This window comes from Pseudomonas sp. Marseille-Q8238, assembly GCF_965111915.1.
Map to the genome: position 1 here is coordinate 4,233,151 of NZ_CBCOPI010000001.1, position 23,842 is coordinate 4,256,992.

Genomic DNA, 23,842 nt, shown 5'->3' on the forward strand with positions numbered 1-23,842 from the left:
AACCCGAAAAATTAATAAGCTTCAAATAACTGGACGTTGGAAAACGTTCAGCCGACTGATAATCAGAATTCCAATTGCAGACTGGCAATCAGTGTTCTTGGCTCGGCTACTACATAAGTAGGCGTGCCCGCCAGCCGCCCATCCGCCCGATCAGAAGAGAACTGCCCTGCAGATACACCCTGCAAGTATTCCTTGTTGAACAGGTTATTGACGTTGAGGCTGAGGGTTGCTTCTTTGGCGAAATTACCCAGTTCATGCAAGCGATAACCGAGTGCCAGGTTTACCGTCGTGACCCCGGCAATGCTTTCCTTGTTGGTCAGGTCGCCATAGATGGAACTTTTATAGAGCGCGCGGATATCGCCATAGAGGTTGCCGTCGTCATAACCGAAGCCGACCGAGGCCAAGTGCTTGGGCGTATTGAACAACTGCTTGCCCTTGGTCGGCAGGCTCGAGAAGCCATTCAACTCTTCCACGTCGAAGTTCTCCTGCTGCTCAGCCAGCACGTAGGCGTAGGACAGGGAGTAGTTGAAGTCGCGCGGCAACAGGCCGTTCAGGGCGAACTCGACGCCCTGGGTCTTTACCTTGCCGGCGTTGTAGTAGGCGGTGATGTTCTCCGGTGTCAGGTAAGACACCTGGCGATTCTTGAAGTCGGCATTGAACAGCGCCACGCTGCTCGACAAGCCCGCGTTCTTGTAGCGCCAGCCAAGCTCCTGGTTGATCGTGGTCTCGGGCTTCTGGCTGCGCTCCACCACCGAATACAGCGCGGCCGCCGCCGGGATACGGATATTCGAGCTGATGCTGTAGTAGAACTGGTTGTGCTCGTCGTACTGGTAGTCCAGCGCCAGCGCCGGCAGGTAACGACGGTAGGTCTTGTCGCGCTCGTAGCCCGGATTGCCGTAGTCCAGCCCGCCGAGGCGGTTGAGCACCAGGCCCACGTTATGCGCCTCGACTTCGGTCTGGTGGTAGGCCAGTGTCGAGGTGATGGTCAGCTCCGGGTTGAAGTTCCACACGTCCTCTGCCCAGAACTTGAAGGTCGGCATGTCGGTGCGTTGGTCCGAGCGGTAGATCTTGTTGCCGCGCCCGTCCACGGCGATTTTCGACTCGCCGTTGGTGGTCACCGGACGGCCATTGGCACCAATCGGCACGTAGGCAAATGTCTGCCGCGAATGAATCCGCTCATACCAGCCGCCAAATTGCAGCTTGTGCGTATCCGATACCTGCCAATCCAGCTTGGCGGTCCCGCCGGGGCGGTATTGCGCGGGCAGCATCTGCAAGGCGAAGGGAACGCCGGTATCCAGCTTGTCGCCGTCACCATTAAGATCGGTGTTCAGGGCCACTTCATTCAAGGTAACCGGGCCGGACGAACTGGTGCCACCACGGATGCGCTGGAAGTACGGATCGATGCTCAGACGCAGGTTGTCCGCCAGCTTGAAGCGGCCATTGAGCATGTAGTTCTGCACATGGAAGCTGGTGGAGTTGACCAGTTGGCTGGCCTGCGGGGTGACCCGGTCGTTGACGCCATTGGTGCCACCCTGGGTCGGGTAGACCAGCGCGGGATAGCCATGGTCATAGGGCAGCGTGCGGAACTGCTGCTTGGTGCGCGCCGGGTTGCCGTAGTTGAACATCTCCTGGGTGGAGATAATCAGGTTCACCTGGTTCTCGTCCCAGCGGTACTGCAGGTTGGCGCCGTAGCGGTCAGTCCTGGCATGCGGCGCATCGCCCCGCCAGTTGTCGTAGCCGCTGGTGGACGCCGACAGCCACCCGGAGAAGCCGTTGTGCTCACCGAAGTTGGCGCGGGCATAGCTCTTGGAAACGTCGTAGTTGCCGAAGCTCTGCTTGAGCAACACGCCCGGTTCGACGGTCGGTGCCACGGTCTTGAGGAGGATGCTGCCACCACTGGCGGTAACGCTGGGCAGCGACGCGGCCGAGGCACCGTAGATCAGCTGTATGGACTCGTAGTCCTCGGGGTCGCCGATCACACTGCCCACGGCCGTCTGGAACAACGGGTCGTTCAGCGGCAGGCCATCACGCACGATACCGATCTGCCCGCCATTGAAACCGCGCACGGTGAAGGATGCACCGCCAGAGCCATAGGAGTTCCCGCCCTGGGAGTTGACGCCCGGCAGGTACTTCAGCGAGTCGTAGACCGAGCTGATGCCGGCCAGTTTTTCCAGCTGCTTCTTGGTCAGCGAGGCCCGGGAACTGGGTGCCACTTCCACCTTGCTGTCACCGACGAATTCCTCGCGCGCTGCAGCCAGTCGATCGGCGGTTACGGACACCTGGTCCAGACGTGTCTCTTGCGCCTCCACCCCCACCGAATGAGCCAATAAAAAACCAAACGCTGCCAACGACCCACGCCCCAATGGCTGGACCCCATACTTCGCTTTCATTTGTTGTTCCTGATTGCAGATCTTTTTCTGACGTGTCCCTGACGTTCTGCGCTGCTTGGTGGAGAGTGGCTTGAGCAGTGGACGCTGAGCCACCGGGAGCAATCAGCATGCCAACCACCAACAACGGCCCGGAACACCAGCACTGACGGGCAATGGCAGAAGAAAGGGAAAAACAGGCGAGTGTTGCCAGGCCAGCAAAACCGCTCTGGGACGTGCGTTACAGGCAGCAGGTTTGCTGCCTGCACAGCAGACACCGATGCATTTCACCTATCCCGCAGAAGCGCTCGCCTCACCTCGCAGAGTGGCCGGGCGGTACTCCGCTCCAGCCCACCACAAGCAGCGCTGAACGCGCTCTGCCAACCCGTGCCGAGCAAGCCGGCAGGCAACATATAGAGACAATCACACGGTTTCCCCGCACACGCCGGCGCCCCAGGATCGGTACCGGCACCCCGCCATGGCAGTGGCTTGCATCTTGCTTTTAGCCCGATCCCATTCACCAGAAAGAGCCCGATATGAAAAAAGGATTATTCACGCTGTTGCTCGTCGGCCTGCTGCACGGCAACGCGTATGCCGCAGCCCCGGAGACAGCCAAACTGGCCATCGATCAATTGCACGCGGCAACGACAGCAGAACTGCAGGTGCACTCGACCACCTTCGAACACCAGCAGCCCATCCCCGAAGACAACTCCAGCTACGGCAAATCCATCTCGCCCCAACTTGCCTGGAGCAAGGGACCGGCCGGCACCCAGTCCTATGCCCTACTCCTGGAAGATGAAGACGGCATTCGTGACGACAAACCCATCGTGCACTGGGTGGCCTACGCCATCCCCGCCGCGGTCACCGAACTGCCGGCCGGCCTCGCCAGCGATGCCACGCTGACGGCACCGGTGACCCTACTGCAGGGGCTGACCATTCGCGGTACGCCAGGCTATGTCGGCCCCCGCCCACGCGTCGGGGATGGCCCGCACCGCTACCACTTCCAGGTGTTCGCCCTCGACAACCTGCCCAGCCTGCCAGCAGGCGCCACGCGCGAGGCATTGCTGCAGGCCATCGACGGCCATGTGCTGGCCAAGGGGAAGCTGACCGGCACCTACACGCCAGCCGCTCTCTAAAAGCCTATCTACGATCTCTCGAATGTCGGCCATACGGCGTTAAGGCTGGCGCCAATTCAAAAGATCGTAAACAGGCTCCAAGCGCCGTAATCAAACCCGGCAGGCTTCAGGAACACCCTCCCGACGCCTGCCTTTTTCCTGCTGGAGCATCAGCAACCTGCTGCTGGCTTGCTGCACAGGAAGCAGGATTCCCCTCTCAAGCATCCCCGGGCAGGTGGCGCGCCAGCGCATTCCTCGCGCCTGCAGCGTGAAATCCGCGCATGGCACGATCCATGCCTTTGCAGAATTCCACACCGTTTTCGCCCCGGCGAAATCACCCGGTTCAATTCTGGAAACCTGCTATGTGGCTTTATTTCTTGAAGCGCCTGCTGATCATGGTGCCCACGCTGCTCGGGGTGCTGACCCTGACCTTTCTCGTTACCCAGTTCATGCCCGGTGGCCCGGTCGACCAGGTCATGTCGCAACTGGAAGGCGGCAGTCTCCAGGCGGGCTCGGAAGCGACCAGCAGCGGCGCCGGCTGGACCTACAGCGGGCGCGTCGGCATCGATGCCGCGCAGGTCGAGCAGCTCAATAAACTCTATGGCTTCGATGAGCCGGCACTGACCCGCTATGTGCAGATGCTCGGCAACTTCCTGCGCTTCGACCTGGGCGAAAGCTACTACCACCACCAGAGCGTTGCCTCGCTGATCCGCGAGAAACTGGCGGTCACCGTGTCGCTGGGTGTGTGGACCTTCTTCCTCACCTACCTGATCTCGGTGCCTCTCGGCGTGGCCAAGGCCGTACGCCACGGCAGCCGCTTCGACGTGCTGACCAGCCTGATCGTGCTGACCGGCTACGCCATGCCGGGCTTCATCCTCGGCGTGCTGCTGATCGTCCTGTTCGGCGGCGGCTCGTTCTGGGACATCTTCCCCCTGCGCGGCCTGACCTCGGACAACTGGAACGAACTGGGCCCCGTGGACAAGGTGCTGGACTACCTCTGGCACGTGACCCTGCCGGTCATCGCCTCGGTGGTCAGCCTGTTCGCCATGAAGACGCTGCTGACCAAGAACATGTTCCTCGACGAGATCCGCCGGCAGTACGTGCTCACCGCGCGCGCCAAGGGCCTCAGTGAGCGACGCATCCTGTGGAAGCACGTGTTCCGAAACACCCTGCTGCCGCTGATCACCGGCTTCCCCGCGACCTTCATCGGTGCCTTCTTCACCGGCAGCCTGCTGATCGAAACGCTGTTCTCCCTCGACGGCCTGGGCCTGCTGTCCTTCGAATCGATCAACAACCGCGACTACCCGGTGGTACTCGGCACGCTCTACCTGTTCACCCTGATCGGCCTGCTGATCAAGCTGGCGGCCGACATGGCCTACGCCCTCGTCGACCCCCGCATCAAGTTTTCGGCCCAGGAGAAGTGAAGTGAGTGCAGCGTCCCATGCCGAATCGCCCGGCACCCGCATCTGGCGACGGTTCAAACGTCATCGCATCGGCTACTGGAGCCTGTGGGTATTCCTCAGCCTGTATGGCCTGAGCCTGATCGGCGAGCTGGTGTCCAACGACCGACCGCTCTTCGCCTACTACGAGGGCGACTGGTTCTTCCCGCTGTTCATCGACTACCCGGAATCGGTGTTCGGCGGGCAGTTGCCGACCTTGACCGACTACCTGGACCCGTTCATCCGCGAGCGCCTCAACGCATCCGGCAACTTCGCCCTGTACCCGCCCAACCCGTACTACTACGACACGCTGAACTACTTCTCCAGCGCCGAGCATTTCCCCGGCCCGCCCAGCGCGGAAAACTGGCTGGGCCTGGACACCGCCGGTTACGACATGACCGCCCGCCTGCTCTACGGCTTCCGTATCTCGGTGACCTTCGCCCTGGCCCTGACCCTGATCGGCACCCTGCTCGGCATCCTCATCGGTGCGCTGCAGGGCTACTTCGCCGGCAAGGTCGACCTGCTCGGCCAGCGCCTGATCGAGATCTGGAGTTCGATGCCCGAGCTGTACCTGCTGATCATCTTCGCCTCGATGTTCAACTCCAGCTTCATCCTGATCTTCATCCTGCTCTCGCTGTTCAGCTGGATGCAGCTCTCCGACTACGTGCGCGTCGAGTTCCTGCGCAACCGCCAGCTGGAGTACGTCAAATCCGCCCGCGCGCTGGGCCTGTCCAGCCGGCAGATCATCTGGCGCCATGTGCTGCCCAATAGCATGACTCCGGTGATCACCTTCCTGCCGTTCCGCATGAGCGCCGGGATCATGGCCCTGGCCAGCCTCGACTTCCTCGGCCTGGGCGTCAGCTCGCCCGCACCGAGCCTTGGCAACCTGCTCTCCCAGGGCAAGCAGAACCTGGATGCCTGGTGGATTTCCCTGGCCACCTTCACCGTGCTGGTCGGCACCCTGCTGATGCTGACCTTCATGGGCGAGGCGCTGCGCGATGCCCTGGACAACCGCATCGCCGACGACGAACCGGAAGAGGAAGAAGACGATCAGGTCTACCTGTCCCGCGAGCTGGAGCAGGTGCAGGCCGCCGCCAGCGCTCCCGTCGCCGCCCCCGCCAAATTGCTGGAGGTCTCATGAGCGAGCCTTTGCTGAAAATCGACAACCTGTCCATCAGCTTCGGCAAGCGCCAGGCGGTGCATAACCTCGACCTGGAGATCCGTGCCGGTGAACGCCTGGCGCTGGTCGGCGAGTCCGGCTCGGGCAAGACCGTCACCGCGCTGTCGATCCTGCGCCTGCTCGAACGGGTCAACCTGAGCGGGCGCATCCTCCTGCAAGGCCGCGACCTGCTGGCATTGCCCATCGAGGAATTGCGCGAGGTCCGCGGGCGCGACGTGGCGATGATTTTCCAGGAGCCGATGACCGCGCTCAATCCGCTGCACAGCATCGGCCAGCAGATCATCGAAACCCTGCTGCTGCACAGCGACATCAGCCCGAGCCAGGCTCGCGAGAAGGCCATCCAGCTCCTCGCCCGCACCGGCCTGCGCGAGCCCGAACGACGTGTCGACAGCTACCCGCACCAGCTCTCCGGCGGCCAACGCCAGCGCGCGATGATCGCCATGGCCCTGGCCTGCAAGCCCAAGCTGCTGATCGCCGACGAGCCCACCACCGCGCTGGACTGGACCATTCGCGCGCGCATCATCCAGTTGCTGCTCGACCTGCAGGAAGAGTTCGGCATGGCGGTGCTGCTGATCACCCATGACCTCAACCTGGTCCGTCGTTTCGCCCAGCGCGTGGCGGTGATGGAGCAGGGCCACCTGGTCGAAACCGGAGAGACCGAGCAACTGTTCGCCGCGCCGCAGCACCCCTACACCACCAAGCTGCTCAACAGCCTGCCGGTGCGCGAGGTCGAGAGCGTGGTGCCTGACAGCCCGGTCCTGCTGGAAGCGCGCAAGCTGCGCGTGGAATACCCGAAACGCCTGCCTGGCTGGCGGGGCTGGTTCAGCAGTGGCAGCTTCGCCGCCGTCGAAGGTGCCGACCTGTTCCTGCGGGCCGGTGAAACGGTCGGCGTCGTCGGTGAATCCGGCTCGGGCAAGTCGACCCTGGTCCAGGCCATCCTGCGCCTGATTCCCCTGCACTCCGGCAGCCTGGCATTCGCCGGCCAGCCGCTGCGCGAGCAGAGCCGCCGCGAACAACTGACGTTCCGCTCGCAGGTCCAGGTGGTGTTCCAGGATCCCTTCGGCTCGCTGTCGCCGCGCCAGACCATCGAACAGATCATCGGCGAAGGGCTGGCCCTGCACTTCCCCGAGCTGCCGCAGGAGGAACGCTACCTGCGCATTCTCGACGTGATCGCCGAGGTGGGCCTGCCACGCTCGGTACTGCGGCGCTATCCCCACGAATTCTCCGGCGGCCAGCGCCAGCGTATCGCCATCGCGCGGGCACTGATCCTCAAGCCGAAGGTGGTTGTGCTCGATGAGCCGACGTCGGCGCTGGACGTGTCGATCCAGAAACAGATCCTCGAACTGCTGGCACGCCTGCAACGCAAATACGGCCTCAGCTACCTGCTGATCAGCCACGACCTCAGCGTCATCAACGCCCTGGCGCACCGCGTCTACGTGCTCAAGGACGGCGAGATCGTCGAAGAGGGCGAGACCACCGACGTGATCGCCCGCCCGAGCCATCCCTACACTCAACGCCTGGTCCACGCCACGCTGTAACGCCAGACAGAGCCCACCATGACGTCATCCCTTCGCCACGTGTTTCCCGTGCTCGCAGCCGCCATCGGCAGTGCGCTGTTCCTGCTGCCACTGCAGGCCCAGGCCGCCCATGCCTACGCCCAGTTCGGCGAGCCGAAATACCCCAGCGGCTTCAGCCATTTCGCCTACGCCAACCCGGATGCGCCGAAGGGCGGCACGCTCAACCTGTCGAACACCGGGATCAACAGCAGCTTCGACAAGCTCAATCCGTTCAGCCTGCGTGGACGCGCCGCCCCCGGCCTGCTCGAGCTGATGTTCGAGACCCTCACCGTCTACAGCCTGGATGAGCGCAATACCCAATACGGCCTGCTCGCCGACGACATCGAGGTCGCCCCGGATTTCACCTGGGTGCGCTTTCGCCTCGACCCGAGGGCGCGTTTTTCCAATGGCGACCCGGTCACTGCCGCCGATGTGAAGCACTCCTTCGACACGCTCTCCGGGCCACTGGCCAGCCCCAACTTCGCCGCCTACTTCGCCGAGATCAAGGACGTGGTGGTGCTCGACACGCAGACCCTGCGCTTCGACTTCACCCGCCCCGGCCGTGACCTGCCCTTCGTCGCCGGCAGCCTGCCGGTGTTCTCCCAGAAGTGGGGCCTGCAGGCCGACGGTACTCGCCTGACCTTCGACAAGCTGCGCATGCAGCCGCCTATCGCCAGCGGCCCTTACGTCATCACCAAGGCCGTGGAAGGCCGCGATGTCAGCTATGCCCGACGCGCCGACTACTGGGGCACGGACATTCCGGTGCGGCGCGGCACGCTGAACTTCGGCGAGGTCACCTACAAGCTGTACAAGGACCGCGACACCCAGGTATCCGCCCTGCGCGGTGGCAACTACGACGTGTTCAACGAATTGCAGATGCGCTACTGGTGCTGCCAGTACATCGGCAAGCGCTTCGACGACGGCGACCTGGTGAAGAAGCTCTTCCCCCACCAGAACCCGCCCGCCATGACCGGCCACGCCTTCAACATCCGCAAGGAGCGCTTCAGCGACCCACGGGTGCGCGAGGCGCTGCTCAACGCCCTGGACTTCGAGTGGATCAACCAGAAGATCTTCGACAACTACTTCGAGCGTCTCTACAGCTACTTCTCCAACACCACCCTGGCCGCGCAGGGCCTGCCCAGCGAGGCCGAACTGGCCCTGCTGGAGCCCTGGCGCGACCAGTTGCCGGCGGCGGTATTCGGCCCCATGGTCAAGCTGCCCAACACCCTGCCGCCGTCGAGCCTGCGCAACAACCTAGTGCGTTCGCTGGAGCTGTTTGCCGAAGCCGGCTGGCACAACCGCGACGGCGCCCTGCGCAATGCGGCGGGTGAGCCCTTCGTCATCGAAGTCAGCGGTGGGCGCGGCGACAACATGCTGCTCGACCCCTACTACCTCAACCTGCGCAAGCTCGGTATCCAGGTGGTACAGAAACTCTCCGACCCGACGACCAACTACAGCCGGATGAAGGACTTCGACTACGACTTCTCCCCCATCGCCCTGCGCGAATCACGCATGCCCGGTCCGGAGCTATGGCGTGCGTTCAACAGCAAGGACGCCGATGTGCCCGGCTCCAACAACATCATCGGGGTGAAGTCACCGGCCATCGATGCCCTGCTGCTCAAGCTGCTCGATGCCGGCTCGCAGGAGGAACTGGAAACCGCGGCCCACGCCCTCGACCGGGTGCTGATGCATGGGTACTACATCCAGCCCTGGCGCTACCTGACCAACCACCACCTGATCTACAACCAGCGCCTGCGCTACCCGGCACAACTGCCGCTGTACTACGGCGCCAACGAATGGGTGATCGGCTACTGGTGGGACGGCAACGTCGAGCAGCCGCCAGCCGTGGCCCATAACCAGCCCTGAGCCCAGCGCCGAAACCGCCTGCGCAATCAATCGGTGGGGTGGATCGGGGCGCGCAGCTGACGCTTTCCCCATCCACCAGAACGCAGCGCCGCGCTGAACCCCACGGTGGATGAAAACGGCGTCAGCTGCGCGCCGTTCCACCCTGCGCCGAAGCCCTCGCGCACTCCGCAGGGTGTCCATCCCTGCCGCTGCTCCAGCAACACCCCAGCAACCCACTGCTGCTCTGGCAGCACCCCGGCAGCAGACGCATCCACCGGGTGACCTGAGCCCGGCGGCCGGAAGTGGCCAATACGCGCCATTTACCTGATCCAGATCAAGCCGCGACCACCTTGCCGGCCCCTCGCCGAGGCCTGGCACGCTCCCTGCTCTGCTACCCGGGAACGCCGACGCCTCGCCTCGGCCCCCCATCCAATGGAGCCCATCAATGACCGAATTCATCTGGCAATTGCCGAACAACCGGGACGCCCGTTATGCCGATGCGACACCCCGCAAACGTGGCGAGCGCCTGGAAGGTGATCGTGCGCCGTTTACCGCCGGCGTCAGCGACCCGCGCGGCACTCGGTTCAACTACCTCGACTACCTGCTGCAGACCGCCCGCGCCGCCGATCTCACCGGCTTCGACGGCATCCGCATCCAGAACGATCCCAAGGGCGATGAGCCCTGGATCATCGCCGGCTACCTGGCACCGTCCACCCGGCACCTGAAGCTGCTCACCGAGTTCGATGCCTCGCGCGGCTCGGCGGTGTATGCGGCGAAGAACGCCGTCAGCTTCCAGCGCTTCACCCACAACCGTTTCGCCTGGCAGATCAGCAGCGTCGCCGACGCCACCCTGCGTCGCCAACTCGCCGACCACGTGGCCGATGCCGACCTGCTGCCACGCATCGACGAGTTCCTCACCGTCGCCAAGGGCGTGATCACCCACCCGGCCGGCTTCACCTTCAAGGGACGTTTCTTCGAGGTGCTTGAAGGTGGTTTCAGCGGCCCGCTGGGCGGCCATCCGGTGCCGACCATCTACCTGTCCGGTGACAGCGCCGAGGCCTATCAGCTATCGGCCGCGCAGGCCGACGTGCATGTCTTCGATGCCCAGCCCGCCGCGCAACTGCAACCCCTGCTGGCAGAAGTGCACGCCATCGCCAAGGCCAACCAGCGCGAGCTGAAGTTCGGCCTGCGCATCGACGTCCTGGCCCGGGAAAGCCAGGAGGAAGCCGAGTTCGATGCCCGCCGCCTGGCCGAGCAGACCGGCTGGCAAGGCAGCCCCGATGCACAGGGCCTGTGGCTCGGCCTGGGCAGCGCCCATGGCGATGCCAAGGGCACCCTGGTGGGCAGTTACGAACAGGTAACCGACGCCCTGCTCGCCTATGCCGACACCGGCATCCACAGCTTCCTGCTCGGTGCGGCACCGCACCTGGAAGAAGCCTACCGGGTCGGTGAAAACCTCTTGCCGCGCCTGCGCGCCCAGCTTTCCCGCGACGCGCACGTCGCCTGACTCATCGCCCTTTCAGAGAGAACACAGACATGGCAATCGACTTCCACTGGCGCCTGCCCACCCATGGCGAACCCAGCACCCACCGCAACCGCGAGCCCTACCGTGGCGACTGGTTCTTCGGCAATGGCCAGCCGGGCAGCCACGGCCTGAGCGGTCGTGACGACGGTTTCAGCTATATCGACTACCTCGGCGAGATTGCCCGCGCCGCGGAAATCTCCGGCTTCCAGGGCGGGTTGATCCCGTCCTTTCCGTCCACCGACGAGCCTTGGGCCGTGTCGGCCTTTCTGGCCCGGCAGACCCGCACCTTCCGCTTCATGATCGCCTTCCAGCCGGGCTTCCTCAATCCGGTCACCGCCGCCCGCCAGGCCGCCACCCTGCAACGCGCCACCAACGGCCGCGCGCTGTTCAACGTGATCACCGGTGGCGGTGGCCCATCGCAGCTGTGGTGGGGTGACTCGGCGCCGCACGACGACCGCTACACCCGCACCACCGAATTCCTCGACGTGTTGCGCGGCGTCTGGCAAGGCGGCCCGTTCAGCTACGACGGCAAGTTCTACCAGGTCAGCGACGCCGGCCTGGCCGAGCCGCTGTCGCAGCAGGACTTCCCCGAAATCTATTTCTCCGGCTCCTCCGACGCGGCCCTCACCTCGGCCTCCAAGCACGCGGACTACTACCTGTCCTGGCTGGAGCCGTTCGCCCAGTTGCGCGAGAAGTTCGACCGGGTCAAGCAGCGCACCGATGTCCTCGGGCGCAAGATCAAATGCGCCGTGCGCGTGGACGTCATCGCCCGCGCCACCGAGGAGGAAGCCTGGGCCGAAGTGCGCAAGGGCTTCGAGCGCCTCGACCCGGCTGCCATCGCCCGCCTCAACGAGCGCCGCAGTGGTGATTCGGTCGGTGCCAGCCGCCAGGGCGCCAACCGCCCGCAGACGATCAACAGCTACAAGGACCTGATCATCGAACCCAACGTCTGGTCCGGCTTCAGCCTGCTACGCGGCGGCCAGACCAACGGCATCGTCGGCAGCTACGAGCAGGTCGCCGAACGCCTGGACGACCTGGTTCAGCTCGGCGCCGACGCCTTCATCCTGGCCAGCACCCCGCACCTGGAAGAGGCCTACCGGGTCGGTGAGGAAGTCCTGCCACTGGTCAGGGGCCACCGCTGATCGCGGCACCCGGAGCCCAACGCCTCACGGTCGCGGGGCTCCACCTTTCTTGTAGGCCGACTGCTGCAATCCCAGCAACTGGGTGTGACGCCACTGCTGCTCTGGCAGCAACCCGTCCAGGCACGCCGCACGTCGCCTCAGAAACAACCGTAAGAGACTGATTAACAAGGAAAAAACAATCGATCCAAAACTTGGAATGGTTCGTGCTCTGCACACCACACCTCTCACGTCGTGTTAACAGGAGTTAACCATGTCGCTCAGTGCAAACGCTCAACTCACCCCAGCCGACAACGCGGCACTGCAACAACTGTGGTTCACCCGTTGCCCGGTGCCGACGGCTACCGGCCTGGCCTACAAGCTCGGCTGGCTGACCGAGGAATTCGCCGCCGATGGCATCAGCGTCGATACCCTGCAGGACAACCGTGAACTCGGTCGTCACCACTACGATCACCAGCTCGACACGCTGATCCGCGAAGGCGGCAACATCCTCGCCCTCGCCGCACGCGCCCAGGGCGCACCGACCCGCCTGATCGGCCTGACCTGGATCGACGAATGGCAGACCATCCTGGTTCGCCCGGACTCCGGCATCACCGAGCCCGCCCACCTGAAAGGCAAGCGCCTGGCCCTGCCGGAGTGGAGCGAGCACAGTATTCCCAGTCATGCCCGTGGCAGCAGCATCGCGCGCGGCATGTCACTGCAAGGTTATCGCGGCGTGCTGGAAGCGGCCGGCCTCGGCTTCCATGACGTGGAGGTGGTGGAGGTGCCGTCCAATCGTCCACTGGGCGGCTCGAACACTGACACCGGACCACGCAACCTGTGGTCGGGGCTCGACTACCTGGCGGATGGCCGCGTCGATGCGGTCTACGTCAAGGGCGCGGCGGCGGTGGATGCAGCCAAGGCTGCCGGCGCGGTGGTCGGCATCGACCTGGATGCCCTGCCGGACCGCAAATACCGGGTCAACAACGGCACGCCACGGCCGATCACCGTGCACCAGAACCTGATCGACAACCACTTCGACGAGCTGGTGCGCTTCCTCGACCAGACCCTGCGTGCCGCCGACTGGGCCGCCGACAACCTGGCCGGCGTGCACGAGATTCTCTCCAGCGAAACCCGTGGCAGCAGCGCGGCAGTGGCTGAGGCCTACCGCAACGACTTCCACCGCTCGCTGCACCCGGACCTGTCCGCCGAACGCCTGCACCTGTTCGAAGCGCAGAAGAAGAACCTGTGGCTGTTCGGCTTCCTCGAACGCGATTTCGACTTCGCCGACTGGGTCGACCCACGCCCTCTCGAAGCCGCCCTCAAGCTGCGCGCCGAACGTCGCCAGCAGGGCCGCTGACCCGATAAACCGGCCCGCCCTGCGGGCCTTCAGATACCCGTGATTACAGGCAGGACACCCATGAGCATCACCCTCAGCGACCTCACCCCACACGCCCGCGAGTTCGTGGAAAAAGCCATCGCAGAAGCCACCCTGGCCTTCGATGTTTTCCGCGAAACCAACACCATCACCGCCAACGGCACCGTCGGCTTCGTCGAGCGCATTCCCGGCGAAGACCTGCTGGTCAGCATCAACTACCCCGGCCCATTCCGCCGCAACGAGCCCGCACGCTACTCCTTCAGCGTGCTCAGCGGCCCGGGTCGCTACAACAAGCTGTTCCAGGAATTTCCCGAGGTCACCACCATCTCCCACGTGCACACGCCGAGCCTCGGCGCCTGGGCACAAACCCACCGCACCCTGCCGATCCGCTATGTGCCGGTGCAACGCTACAAGCTGTTCCGCGAGCTGCCGATCTACATCGACCGGCGCCAGCAGGAAGTCGACTTCATCATCGACCAGGTGCGCCTCAACCCGCAGGTCAAGGCCATCCTCGAGGCCAACGGCGGCGCCACGGTATGGGGCTCCCAGGGCCTGCGCGAAACCGCCGAGTTCATCCAGATCCTCGAGGAAGGCGCGAGCATCCAGATCGCCGCCGAAGCCATCGGTGGCTCGCGTGATTTCGGCCCCGGCGTGCTGGCCCAGCAATTCAAGATGAGCGGCCTCACCGAACAGGCCAAAGAACTGGGCCTGCTGCCCATCACCGACCGCTGATCGCCACCCTCCCAGGCAACCGCGCTACCGGAATCCGGGCAGTTTCCCTGTCCGGATTCCGTTCGTTAACGACCTCTACATCCGCCACCGATCCAAGGAGCTCCCATGAGCCGTCAAGCCGATTACGCCGTCCACCCCCAGTTCATCGAACGCTGGTCCCCACGCTCCTTCAGCGGCGAACCGATTACCCAGGAAGAACTGTTCGCCCTGTTCGAGGCCGCGCGCTGGGCGCCCTCGGCGAACAACTCGCAACCCTGGCGCTTCGTCTACAGCACCCGTGACTCGGCCAGTTGGGCGTCTTTCCTCGATCTGCTGATCGAAAGCAACCAGCGCTGGGCCAGCCGCGCCTCGGCGCTGATCATCCTGCTGTCGAAGACCACCCACCTGCGCCCTGGCAACGACCAACCGACGCCGCTGTTCAGCAACTCCCTCGATGCCGGCGCCGCCTGGGCCAACCTGGCACTGCAAGCCGAGCACAGCGGCTGGCGCAGCCACGCCATCGGCGGCTTCGACCGTGAGCGTGCGCGGCAGCTGCTCGGCGTACCCGAGGACTACAAGGTCGAGATCGCCATCGCCATCGGTCGCCAGGCCGACCGCAGCTACCTGCCCGAAGAGCTGCAGGCCCGCGAGCAGCCCACCCCGCGCCACGCCTTGCCGTCACTGGTCGCCGAAGGCCGCTTCGCGTTCGCCGACGCATGAGCCGCCCGACCACGCCCACTTCACTCCAGAGCCCTACCCCGCAACGATGAAAAACATCTGGCGCATCATTCAGTTCATCCCGGAATACCGGGGCCGGGTCATCGGTGTGATCGCCGTCGGCACCGCCCTCGGCTTCATCGGCACCGCCACACCCTACCTGTACAAGTTCATCGTCGACGCCATCGCGCAGATGCTCTCCGGCACGCTCAGCAAGGCCGAGGCCAGCGAAAGCGTCATCGTGCTGCTGCTGATCTTCTTCGCCCTGCGTCTGGGCGTGGTGGGCTTCGGCGCGCTGCAGAACAAGCAGGCCGACGATCTCTGGCTGGACACCGTGAGCACGTTCCGCCAGCGGGTGTTCGACAACATGACCCGCAAGTCCATCGACTATTTCGAGCGGACCCGGGTCGGCGAGATCATGGACCGCTTCGGCAATATCACCAGCATCACCATGTGGTTGTCGTCGCTCACCGACGGCACCCTGGCGAGCATCCTGCAGATGTTCTTCATCGTCACGGTGCTGCTGATCAAGGCGCCGCTGATCGGCCTGCTGATGGCCGTCGTGCTGCTGCTGAACTTCTGGATTTCCTACCGCACCGTGGGCTGGACCAAGCCCTATCGGCGCGGCTGGCAAGCCCTGGCCGGCAAGATGAGCGGCCTGCTCGCGGAGATGGTCGGCAACATCGCCACCGTGCGCAGCTTCGGCGGCGAACCGGCGGTCAAGCGCCGCTACGACGACACCCAGGCCGAATGGCTGGTGGCGCGTGGCAACCTGCACAAGACCGAATGGCGCTCCGAGCAGGCGCTCAATGTGATCAACACCTTCGGCGTGTTCGTAGCCGTGTCGCTGGCGGCGCATGCCGCGCTGCAAGGCCGCTTCACCACGGGTGACATCCTGTTGATCCTGACCCTGACACAGAACCTGATCAACACCATCGGCCCCATCGCCCGGCAGATCAACCAGGCCGGCGAGATCGAAAGCACCGCCGAGCGTCTGGTGGAATTGCTCGATGTGGAATCCGAGCACGCCGACAAGCCCGATGCGATTCCCCTGGAGCGCCTGGAAAGCATCACCTTCGAGGCCGTCAGCTTCCGCTACCCGGGCAAGGAGGACTACGCGTTGCGGCGCATCTCCTTCCACCTGCCGGCCGGGCAGACCCTGGCCCTGGTGGGCAGCAGTGGCAGCGGCAAGAGCACCATCGTCAAGTTGCTGATGCGTTTCTACGACCCCAGCGAGGGCCGCATCCTGATCAACGGACGCGACCTGCGCGACTACCGCCAGCGCAGCGTGCGGGCGGCCATGGGCGTGGTGCTGCAGGACGTCGCGCTGTTCAACGACAGCATCGGCGAGAACATCGCCTTCGCCCGCCCCGACGCCACCTTCGCCGATGTGCAGAACGCGGCCCGCGCGGCCCATGCCGACCACTTCATCCTGCGCATGGAGGATGGCTACGACACCCTGGTCGGCGAACGCGGCATCAAACTCTCTGGTGGCGAAAAGCAGCGTGTGGCCATATCCCGCGCCATTCTCAAGGACCCGCAACTGATCATCCTCGACGAGGCCACCAGCGCCCTCGATTCGGAGTCCGAGCACCTGGTGCAGCAGGGACTGGAACGCCTGGTCAGCGGCCGCACCTCGGTGATCATCGCGCACCGCCTGAGCACGATCATCAGCGCCGACCTGATCTTGGTCATGAGCAGCGGCGAAGTGCTCGAACAGGGCCGGCATGAGCACCTTATCCAGCACACGGGCGGCTTCTACGCTCACCTGTTCGCCCTGCAGACCCGTGGGCAGACAGCCGCCATCGCCAACTGATGCAACGGCATCACCGCCATCCGAATCAGGATGGCGGTTTTTATAACCGAACTTACACACTCATTTTATTTAATAAATAACACTGTTCCTGCACCAGCAATAAGCCCGCACTTATATGCTGCACACCCAACACAAATAACCACACCACTTAAATAGAACAACGCCTTCAAGCTACACAACCCACGCCATTCGCCACCTTCACAAGAGTGGCATATAGCTTGCTCTCTCACCGGCTGCCTATTGCAGTTTCAGGCCATTTGGCCGAGGGAGAATATAATGCCTGGCGTTAACCACTTTACTGCCCACACCAAACCACCTCTACAACCACTTTCATCCCCGGGAGACAGGAGCAAGCGGCCGCATCAACTATTGCGCGCACTGCTTCCTATCCTCTCCATAACACTCGCCATAGACGCGTTCGCTGCCGACGACAAGACACCCCAGGCAACGACGCCAGCATCCTCTGCGGCCACCACGCCGTCCGAGAAAGATGCAGGCAGCGACAAACTCGAAACGGTTGTCGTCACCGCACAGAAGCGCAATGAAAGTGTGCAGAAAGTCCCTATTCCGATTACCGTTCTGGGCGGCGACAAAGTCCGCGAAAGTGGTATTTCCTCCGCCTCTCAAGTTGGCAGTTATGTGCCTAACTTCTCGGTGGAGCGTAACAATGGCCATGGCCTGCCCCGCTGGAACTTGCGCGGCTTATATACCGGTGACCCAACGGGCACCACGGTCTCGCCGATCGGGGTGTATTACGACGATATCTATATCTCCAACGTGACGGCCGCCAACCGTCCCTTGTTCGACCTGGAACGGGTGGAAATCGCCCGTGGCCCGCAAGGCACCCTCTGGGGCAAGAACAGTACTGCCGGGGCGCTCAACTTCATCTCGAAGAAACCGACCTTCAACCCGGATGGCTACCTGAAAGTCGATGTCGGCAGCTACAACCGCCGCAAATATGAGGCGGCCATCGGCGGTGCGCTGGTGGACAACCACCTGGCTGCTCGCCTGTCGCTCTACGATGAAAGCCTCGATGGCTTCGGCCGCAACACCTACAACGGTGGCAGCGAGCGCGGCGAGTTGAACGACCAGGCCATCCGCCTGCAGGTCCTGGCCGCCATCAGTGACGACCTCGATGCCCTGGTCAGTGTTCATCACCGCGAATACAAGACCGAGGGCGTGCTCGCCCGCGCCACCCGTTTCGGCACCCGCCCCAACGGCTCCGACCAGTTCGGCTATGTTGGCCCCACCAACGGCAATGCCAGCCTGAACATCAGCGGCAAGGCGCCCAAGGTGATTCAGGAGGGTGTCTCGGCGCGCCTCAACTGGCAACTCGGCAACCTGGAGCTGGTATCGATCAGCGCCTTCGATGACTACCGCTCCGGCGCCCGTGGCGAGACCGACAGCGATGGCGGCCCCTACGACCTCGCCCGTTCCTGGGCCGGCATCCAGCGCAGCAAACAGGCGTCCCAGGAGTTCCGCCTGTCCTCGCCGCGCGAAGACCGCTGGAACTGGTTGCTGGGCCTGCACTACTTCTACGAAGACGCCGCCCAGACCGGCGCCACGGCCTCGCTGGTCAACCCCTACACCGCCACGGCCTTCGACCGCAGCGGCTGGGAGCAGACCACACGCAGCTACGCGCTGTTCGGCAGCAACACCTTCAACTTCACCGACAAACTCAGCGTCACCGCCGGCCTGCGCTGGAGTTCGGAAACCAAGGACATCGACCTGCAACGTCGTGGCGGCGTCGCCCCCGTGGTCTTCGGCAACACCAGCCGCTGGTGGGAGTTCGAGTCGGTCACCTCGCCCCTGCAGGTCACCGCACAGCAGAACGAGAAGAAGACCTGGCAGGACTTCAGCTGGGACATCACGCCCGAGTACCAGATCGACGACAACCTGCGCGTGTACCTGCGCTATGCCCGTGGTTTTCTCTCCGGCGGTTTCAACGGCGGCGCGACCAACCAGGGCGCGGTGGGCCTGGTCGACCCCGAGTACCTCACCGACTACGAGATCGGCCTGAAGTCCGAATGGCTGGATGGGCGTCTAAACATCAACGCCAACGCCTTCTACTACGACTACGAGGACATCCAGACCAACATCCAGTACGTCTACAACAACCGCTATGTCTCGCGCCGCACCAACGGTGGCCAAGGCAAGGTATGGGGTGCCGAACTGGAAATCGCCGCGATCCCGCTGGACAACCTGCGGGTCAACCTGGCGCTGGCCAAGCTGCACACCGAGTACACCGACTATGTCTCGGGCACCACCGACTACACCGGTGACGAGTTCGGGCGCTCGCCCGAGTACAGCGCGATTCTCGGTGCCAACTACCGTATCCCGGTACGTGGCGGCGCGGATACCATCGTTCTGGATACCAACTGGAACTGGCGCAGCTCGCAATGGCTATCGGCAGATCACACCGACAGCTTCTACCGCGATGATTCGCGCCTGCTCGGCCAGGCCAGCCTGTCCTATTGGGTGGATCGCGGTGACCTGAAGATCACCGTCTACGCCGATAACGTCACCGACGAGAAGTACAAGTCCAACGCCTCGCCGGGCGGCTACCAGACGCGCAACATCAGTTACGCGGAGCCCCGCACCTTTGGCCTCTCCGTGACCAAGCAACTCTTCTGACGCCGAGCTGCTGCGTGGCCAACAGCCGCGCAGCAGCCTGTCTTTCCGCAGCCGGCCGCAGGGCCCTGCCAAGGAATTCCTACCATGCGCACGACACGTTTCCGCAGCCTCGGGCTGCCGCTTCTGCTCGCCAGTCTGCTGGCCCCCTGCTGGGCCCTGGCCGAGACCAGCCCAACCCTGGCCATCAAGGCGACGCGCCTGCTCGACGTCAAGAACGGCAAGATCATCGATGATCCGGTGGTGGTGGTTCAGGGCGAACGCATTCTCTCGGTCGGCTCCGGTAGCGCCAAAGCCGACCGCATCCTCGACCTGGGCGATGTCACCCTGCTGCCTGGCCTGATCGACGGCCATGTGCATATCGCTGCCGGTGGCGGCCTCGATACCAGCGTGGCCCGTGGTGCCCTCAAGGGCGCGGCCAATGCCCGCAAGACCCTGCTGACCGGTTTCACCACCGTCCGCAGCATGGCCGGCAGCGGCTTCGCCGGCATCGCCCTGCGCGACGCCATCGCCGACGGCGATGTCATCGGCCCACGCCTCTACGATGCCGGCACCCTGCTCGCCGTGACGGGAGGCCATTGCAGTGGCCCGGTCCTGGCTCCGGAGTTCCGCTACGAGGCCAGCGGCGTCGCCGACAGCCCCGCCGCCTTCGTGCAGAAGGTGCGCGAGCAGTTCAAGTACGGCGCCGACTTCATCAAGATCTGCATCACCGGCGGTTTCGTCAGTGGCACCGACCCGACCATCTCGCAGTTCAGCGAAGAGGAAATCCGCGCGGTCATCGACACCGCTCACCGTTATGGCAAGAAGGTCGCGGTGCACGCCCATGGTGCCGACGCGATTCGCACGGCCGCGCGCCTGGGTGCGGACTCCATCGAACATGCATCGCTGGTCGACGATGAAGGCATCGCTCTGATCAAGGCCAACAAACACGCGGTGGTGGTACCGACCCTGTCTCCCGCCAGCCGCTGGTTGCAACGGGCCAAGGAAGTAGGCGCCACGCCCTACACCCTGGCCGTGCTGGAGCAGACCTCCAAGGTGCACAAGCGCAATATCGAGAAGATCATCAAGGCCGGCATTCCCATCGTCTATGGCACCGACGGCCCGGCGGGCGAGAACTACGCGGAGTTTCCCTATCTGGTCGCAGCCGGGCTGAGCAACCTGCAGGCGATCCAGGCCGCGACCGTCAACGCGGCACGTTGGCTCAACGCGGACAACGACCTGGGCAGCATCGAGGCCGGCAAGTTCGCCGACATCATCGCGGTCAACGGCAACCCGCTGGAACAACTCGACACCCTGGAACGGGTCGGCTGGGTGATGAAAGGCGGCGTTATCTACAAGGACTGATGGGGGCTGCTGCCTGCAGCACGTGCCTAGGCGCACAGGCCGGCCAGGGGCTGTTGGCGTTTCGCTTGAACTTATTGAATCGGAGAGGAATATATTTCCATCCAGCTCATAGAACGGGCCTTTTTGAGGCAGTTGCTGACATTCCGCCTTTGCGTTTCATGAAGCCGATTGGTGGGCTAAAGCCCACCCTACAGGGCCTGAACCTACGCGTAGGGTGGGCCGGGCGGCGCTCCGCTTTAGCCCACCAATCGGCTTCATGAAACGCAAAGGCGGAATGTCAGCAACTGCCTCAATCTGGCCGTCCCATATCGAAACGTCAACAGGCCCTAAACAAAACCCAGACGCCATGAACACACCCCCTGAAAAAACCGGCCTAGAGCCGGTTTTTTCAGGGTGCCGAGCAAGCGAATCCGCAAACTACTTCGTCGGTTTCTCCAGACCGGGAAAACTGACACCCAGTTGTTCCAGGTAGGTGTCATACCGCGTCGGATCGTAGTGGTACGGTTTGAGCAGAGGGCGGAAGCGAGCCATCACCTCCGTGTTCAGCTCGACAGCGGGCTGGTCACTGTCGCTGATAAAGGGCAGGTACTTCTGCTCCTTGTTCTGCACCTCGGTGAAGTACCGCTTGGCCTCGACCAGCAGCTCGGGCGTACGCACCAGATCCAGTGTCGTCAGGGCCAGCACCTTGGCCCCGGCCACCACGCCCTTGTGCGCAATCGGCGTGGCCATGGACATGGCCGCCGCCGGGGTATGGAACGGCACGCCCGGGATATTCGCCGGATAGCCCAGCACCGCCGTGGGTACCGCCCAGGACACATCACCGATGTTGTCCGAATAGCCGCCCTCACCCGGCCGCTGTGGTGGCGGTGTCAGGGCCTCCTGCTGCTGCGCCAGGCCGTTCTGCGGCGAGCCGACCAGTTTCTGCACGGCCTTGGCGAAACGCTGTTCGTCATCGTTCCACGTCGGCAGGCCGACCCGTTCACTGTTGCGCGCCAGGGTTTGCGCCAGGGCCTTGTTGAAGTGCCCCGGCGCGGCCGTGCCGATGACCTGGTGGCTGACCTGGGTATCGGTAGCCAATGCCGCGGCATCGGCGATGCGATTGGCGATCTGGAAGTTCTTCAGGGTGTTCTCGAAATCCGTCTCGCGAATCTGGTACCACACCGAGGCCTTGGCCGGGACCACGTTGGGCTGGTCGCCGCCATGGGTGATCACATAGTGCGAGCGCTGCGTGGGGCGCAGGTGCTCGCGGCGGAAATTCCAGGCCACGTTCATGATCTCCACCGCATCCAGCGCGCTGCGCCCCAGCCAGGGTGCGACACCGGCATGGGCACTGGCGCCCTGGAAGTCATAGCGGACCGAGATGGTGCCGTTGCTGCTGGACTGCCCCCAGGACGAACCCAGGTTGCTGCCGACATGGCTGAACAGCACGGCGTCGACATTCTTGAAGGCGCCCGCGCGGATCATGTACGGCTTGCCGCCGCCGATCTCTTCGGCAACACCGGGCCAGATCACCAGGGTGCCCGGCAGCTTCTCCCGGGCCAGCACATCCTTGACCGCCAACGCCGCGACCACCGTGGCCGCCAGGCCGGAGTTGTGACCTTCACCATGCCCCGGCGCACCCGCCACGATCGGCTCGTAGTAGGCCACGCCAGGCTTCTGCGACAGGCCCGGCAGGCCATCGAAATCACTGCCCAGGGCAATCACCGGATGCCCCTTGCCCCAGCGTGCGGTCCATGCGCTGGGCATGCCGCCGATGTTGCGTTCGAGGGTGAAACCGTTCTTTTCCAGCAGGCTGGTCAGGTACTGGGTCGAATCCAGCTCCTGATAACCGAGCTCGGCAAAACTGAACAGGCTGTCATTGATTACCTGAGCCAGCTTCTGCCGCGACTCGACACCGGCGATCACCTGTTGCTTCAGGGTTTCACCATCGCTGCCGGCAGCCAACGCGGAACTGCCCAGGCCGAGGCTGGCGCCGGCAATGGCCAGGTGTAGAAGGTGTCGAGAGCACAAGGAAACGACATCCCGGAATCCCGGGGCATGAATGGACATGGGGCAGGCCTCTAGCAACGACGATCAATACGAAAAGAAGGAAGGCCTGGGCACGACCGGCACTCGCAGTGCCAGCGCGGGATGCGCACCAGGCTCAGGGGTATTGCAGGCAAGGCCGGGCTGGCGACGCAGCCCGGCGGTGGGTGGAATCAGGCCACCGCCTCCAGCAGTTTCTGACCCTGTGGCCACAGGCCGGTCATCTTCCACTGCTGCTCCAGCACGCCTGGGCCGAACTCCTTGGAGCCGCCGAAGATTTCCGCCAGGCCCTGGAAGTAGGCCCCCTCCTCGATCAGCAGGATCAGCTTGGAGGCCTGGATGATGCCGGTCCCCCAGAAGGTCGCGCCGCCATTGGCTTCGAGGATCGCCGGGGTGTGCGGGTTTTCCACGATCTTGTCGACGATGAAGTCGGCTTCCTGCTGGCGGCGGTCGATGTAGATCGGCAATTCACGCGCCAGCGTCACCCGTTGCGAAGCTGCATAGCGGATAGGCAGTACCCGATGCGCACTGGCCCAGCCCCCCAGATACGGCGTGTGCACGTGGATCACCACGTTGACCTCGGGGCGCTGCTGGAACACCGCGGCATAACGGCGGCCATTGCCGCCGGCCTTGCTGCCACTGAGCGGCGAGCTGCCCTCGATGGTTTCGTCGAGGGCAATCACACCGTCATAGCTGGCCACCACGGCGCGGATCTGCTCGTCATCGGCCCAGGGGCTCGGTGCATGCAGGGCCACCACTAGGTCGCTGTCCGGTACGCGCAGGTAGGCCTGGTAGGTGTTGGTGGCGGTCAGCGTGCGGCTGTCCTTGAGCACGCGGTAGGCCTTGGCGAAATCACGCTTGGCCTGTTCGACGAAGGTGGTCTGCTGGGAATCGAGGGTAATGGCGGTCATGGCGAGATCCTTGTGACGGAATGGATGAACCGAGGGCCTCGGCCCTGGTGTTACCGTTCCTTCAGCAGCTCCTGTGCCAGAATCACAACCCATTGATTTAAATAGATTTATACCGATAGCCAGAAAATCGACCGACCGTCAGTGCTGCTCAGCCAGCACTTGTGC

The 23,842-nt window shown here is 63.8% G+C and carries 17 protein-coding genes; 13 read left to right on the top strand and 4 right to left on the bottom strand.

The window, feature by feature from the left end; genetic code table 11:
- Positions 1–62: 62 nt before the first annotated feature.
- A complete protein-coding gene (locus ACWPW0_RS19585; protein WP_454256258.1) occupies positions 63–2,390 on the bottom strand; it encodes a TonB-dependent receptor in 2,328 nt (775 codons plus the stop codon).
- 512 nt (positions 2,391–2,902) lie between these two features.
- Here ACWPW0_RS19585 and ACWPW0_RS19590 point away from each other — a divergent pair.
- From ACWPW0_RS19590 to ACWPW0_RS19610, 5 genes are all read left to right on the top strand, one after another.
- Positions 2,903–3,502: a YbhB/YbcL family Raf kinase inhibitor-like protein gene (locus ACWPW0_RS19590; protein ID WP_454256259.1), complete on the top strand. Its 600-nt coding sequence runs from the start codon at positions 2,903–2,905 to the stop codon at positions 3,500–3,502.
- A gap of 341 nt (positions 3,503–3,843) precedes the next feature.
- Complete coding sequence (locus tag ACWPW0_RS19595) at positions 3,844–4,905, top strand: microcin C ABC transporter permease YejB (protein WP_447594262.1); 1,062 nt, start codon at positions 3,844–3,846, stop codon at positions 4,903–4,905.
- Position 4,906: 1 nt separating this feature from the next.
- Complete coding sequence (locus tag ACWPW0_RS19600; RefSeq protein WP_454256260.1) at positions 4,907–6,061, top strand: ABC transporter permease; 1,155 nt, start codon at positions 4,907–4,909, stop codon at positions 6,059–6,061.
- Positions 6,058–7,638: an ABC transporter ATP-binding protein gene (locus ACWPW0_RS19605; protein ID WP_454256261.1), complete on the top strand. Its 1,581-nt coding sequence runs from the start codon at positions 6,058–6,060 to the stop codon at positions 7,636–7,638. The genes ACWPW0_RS19600 and ACWPW0_RS19605 overlap by 4 nt, the downstream gene beginning before the upstream one ends.
- 18 nt (positions 7,639–7,656) lie before the next feature.
- Positions 7,657–9,522 (top strand): extracellular solute-binding protein, encoded by a 1,866-nt coding sequence (locus ACWPW0_RS19610; RefSeq protein WP_454256262.1) that lies wholly within the window; start codon positions 7,657–7,659, stop codon positions 9,520–9,522.
- A 26-nt stretch (positions 9,523–9,548) separates the two neighbouring features.
- Here ACWPW0_RS19610 and ACWPW0_RS19615 read toward each other — a convergent pair whose 3' ends face one another.
- On the bottom strand, positions 9,549–9,821 hold the full coding sequence (locus ACWPW0_RS19615; RefSeq protein WP_454256263.1) for a hypothetical protein: 273 nt from the start codon (positions 9,819–9,821) through the stop codon (positions 9,549–9,551).
- Positions 9,822–9,946: 125 nt separating this feature from the next.
- Here ACWPW0_RS19615 and ACWPW0_RS19620 point away from each other — a divergent pair, with 125 nt between their 5' ends.
- The 8 genes from ACWPW0_RS19620 to ACWPW0_RS19655 all read left to right on the top strand — a co-directional run bounded on the left by ACWPW0_RS19620 (position 9,947) and on the right by ACWPW0_RS19655 (position 20,741).
- Entirely contained in the window at positions 9,947–11,008 is a 1,062-nt protein-coding gene (locus ACWPW0_RS19620) for an LLM class flavin-dependent oxidoreductase (protein ID WP_454256264.1), read from the top strand.
- 29 nt (positions 11,009–11,037) lie between these two features.
- On the top strand, positions 11,038–12,168 hold the full coding sequence (locus ACWPW0_RS19625; protein ID WP_454256265.1) for an LLM class flavin-dependent oxidoreductase: 1,131 nt from the start codon (positions 11,038–11,040) through the stop codon (positions 12,166–12,168).
- 250 nt (positions 12,169–12,418) lie between these two features.
- Positions 12,419–13,504 carry an ABC transporter substrate-binding protein gene (locus ACWPW0_RS19630; RefSeq protein ID WP_447594274.1) on the top strand — a complete coding sequence of 362 codons (1,086 nt, stop codon included), beginning with the start codon at positions 12,419–12,421 and terminating at the stop codon, positions 13,502–13,504.
- 60 nt (positions 13,505–13,564) lie between these two features.
- Positions 13,565–14,254, top strand: a complete 690-nt coding sequence (locus ACWPW0_RS19635; RefSeq protein WP_454256266.1) for a class II aldolase/adducin family protein — start codon at positions 13,565–13,567, stop codon at positions 14,252–14,254.
- A 105-nt stretch (positions 14,255–14,359) separates the two neighbouring features.
- Complete coding sequence (locus tag ACWPW0_RS19640; RefSeq protein WP_454256267.1) at positions 14,360–14,953, top strand: nitroreductase family protein; 594 nt, start codon at positions 14,360–14,362, stop codon at positions 14,951–14,953.
- A 46-nt stretch (positions 14,954–14,999) separates the two neighbouring features.
- Positions 15,000–16,766 carry an ABC transporter ATP-binding protein gene (locus ACWPW0_RS19645; RefSeq protein ID WP_454256268.1) on the top strand — a complete coding sequence of 589 codons (1,767 nt, stop codon included), beginning with the start codon at positions 15,000–15,002 and terminating at the stop codon, positions 16,764–16,766.
- 369 nt (positions 16,767–17,135) lie between these two features.
- Positions 17,136–19,400: a TonB-dependent receptor gene (locus tag ACWPW0_RS19650; RefSeq protein ID WP_454256269.1), complete on the top strand. Its 2,265-nt coding sequence runs from the start codon at positions 17,136–17,138 to the stop codon at positions 19,398–19,400.
- Between the two features lie 84 nt (positions 19,401–19,484).
- Positions 19,485–20,741, top strand: coding sequence for an amidohydrolase family protein (locus ACWPW0_RS19655; protein WP_454256270.1), 1,257 nt, complete (start codon positions 19,485–19,487; stop codon positions 20,739–20,741).
- Positions 20,742–21,158: 417 nt separating this feature from the next.
- Here the strand turns inward: ACWPW0_RS19655 and ACWPW0_RS19660 are convergent, their stop codons facing one another.
- Both ACWPW0_RS19660 and ACWPW0_RS19665 read right to left on the bottom strand, forming a co-directional pair.
- Positions 21,159–22,790 carry an amidohydrolase gene (locus tag ACWPW0_RS19660; RefSeq protein ID WP_454256271.1) on the bottom strand — a complete coding sequence of 544 codons (1,632 nt, stop codon included), beginning with the start codon at positions 22,788–22,790 and terminating at the stop codon, positions 21,159–21,161.
- A 149-nt stretch (positions 22,791–22,939) separates the two neighbouring features.
- Positions 22,940–23,677: a class II aldolase/adducin family protein gene (locus tag ACWPW0_RS19665; RefSeq protein ID WP_447594288.1), complete on the bottom strand. Its 738-nt coding sequence runs from the start codon at positions 23,675–23,677 to the stop codon at positions 22,940–22,942.
- Between the last annotated feature and the right edge of the window lie 165 nt (positions 23,678–23,842).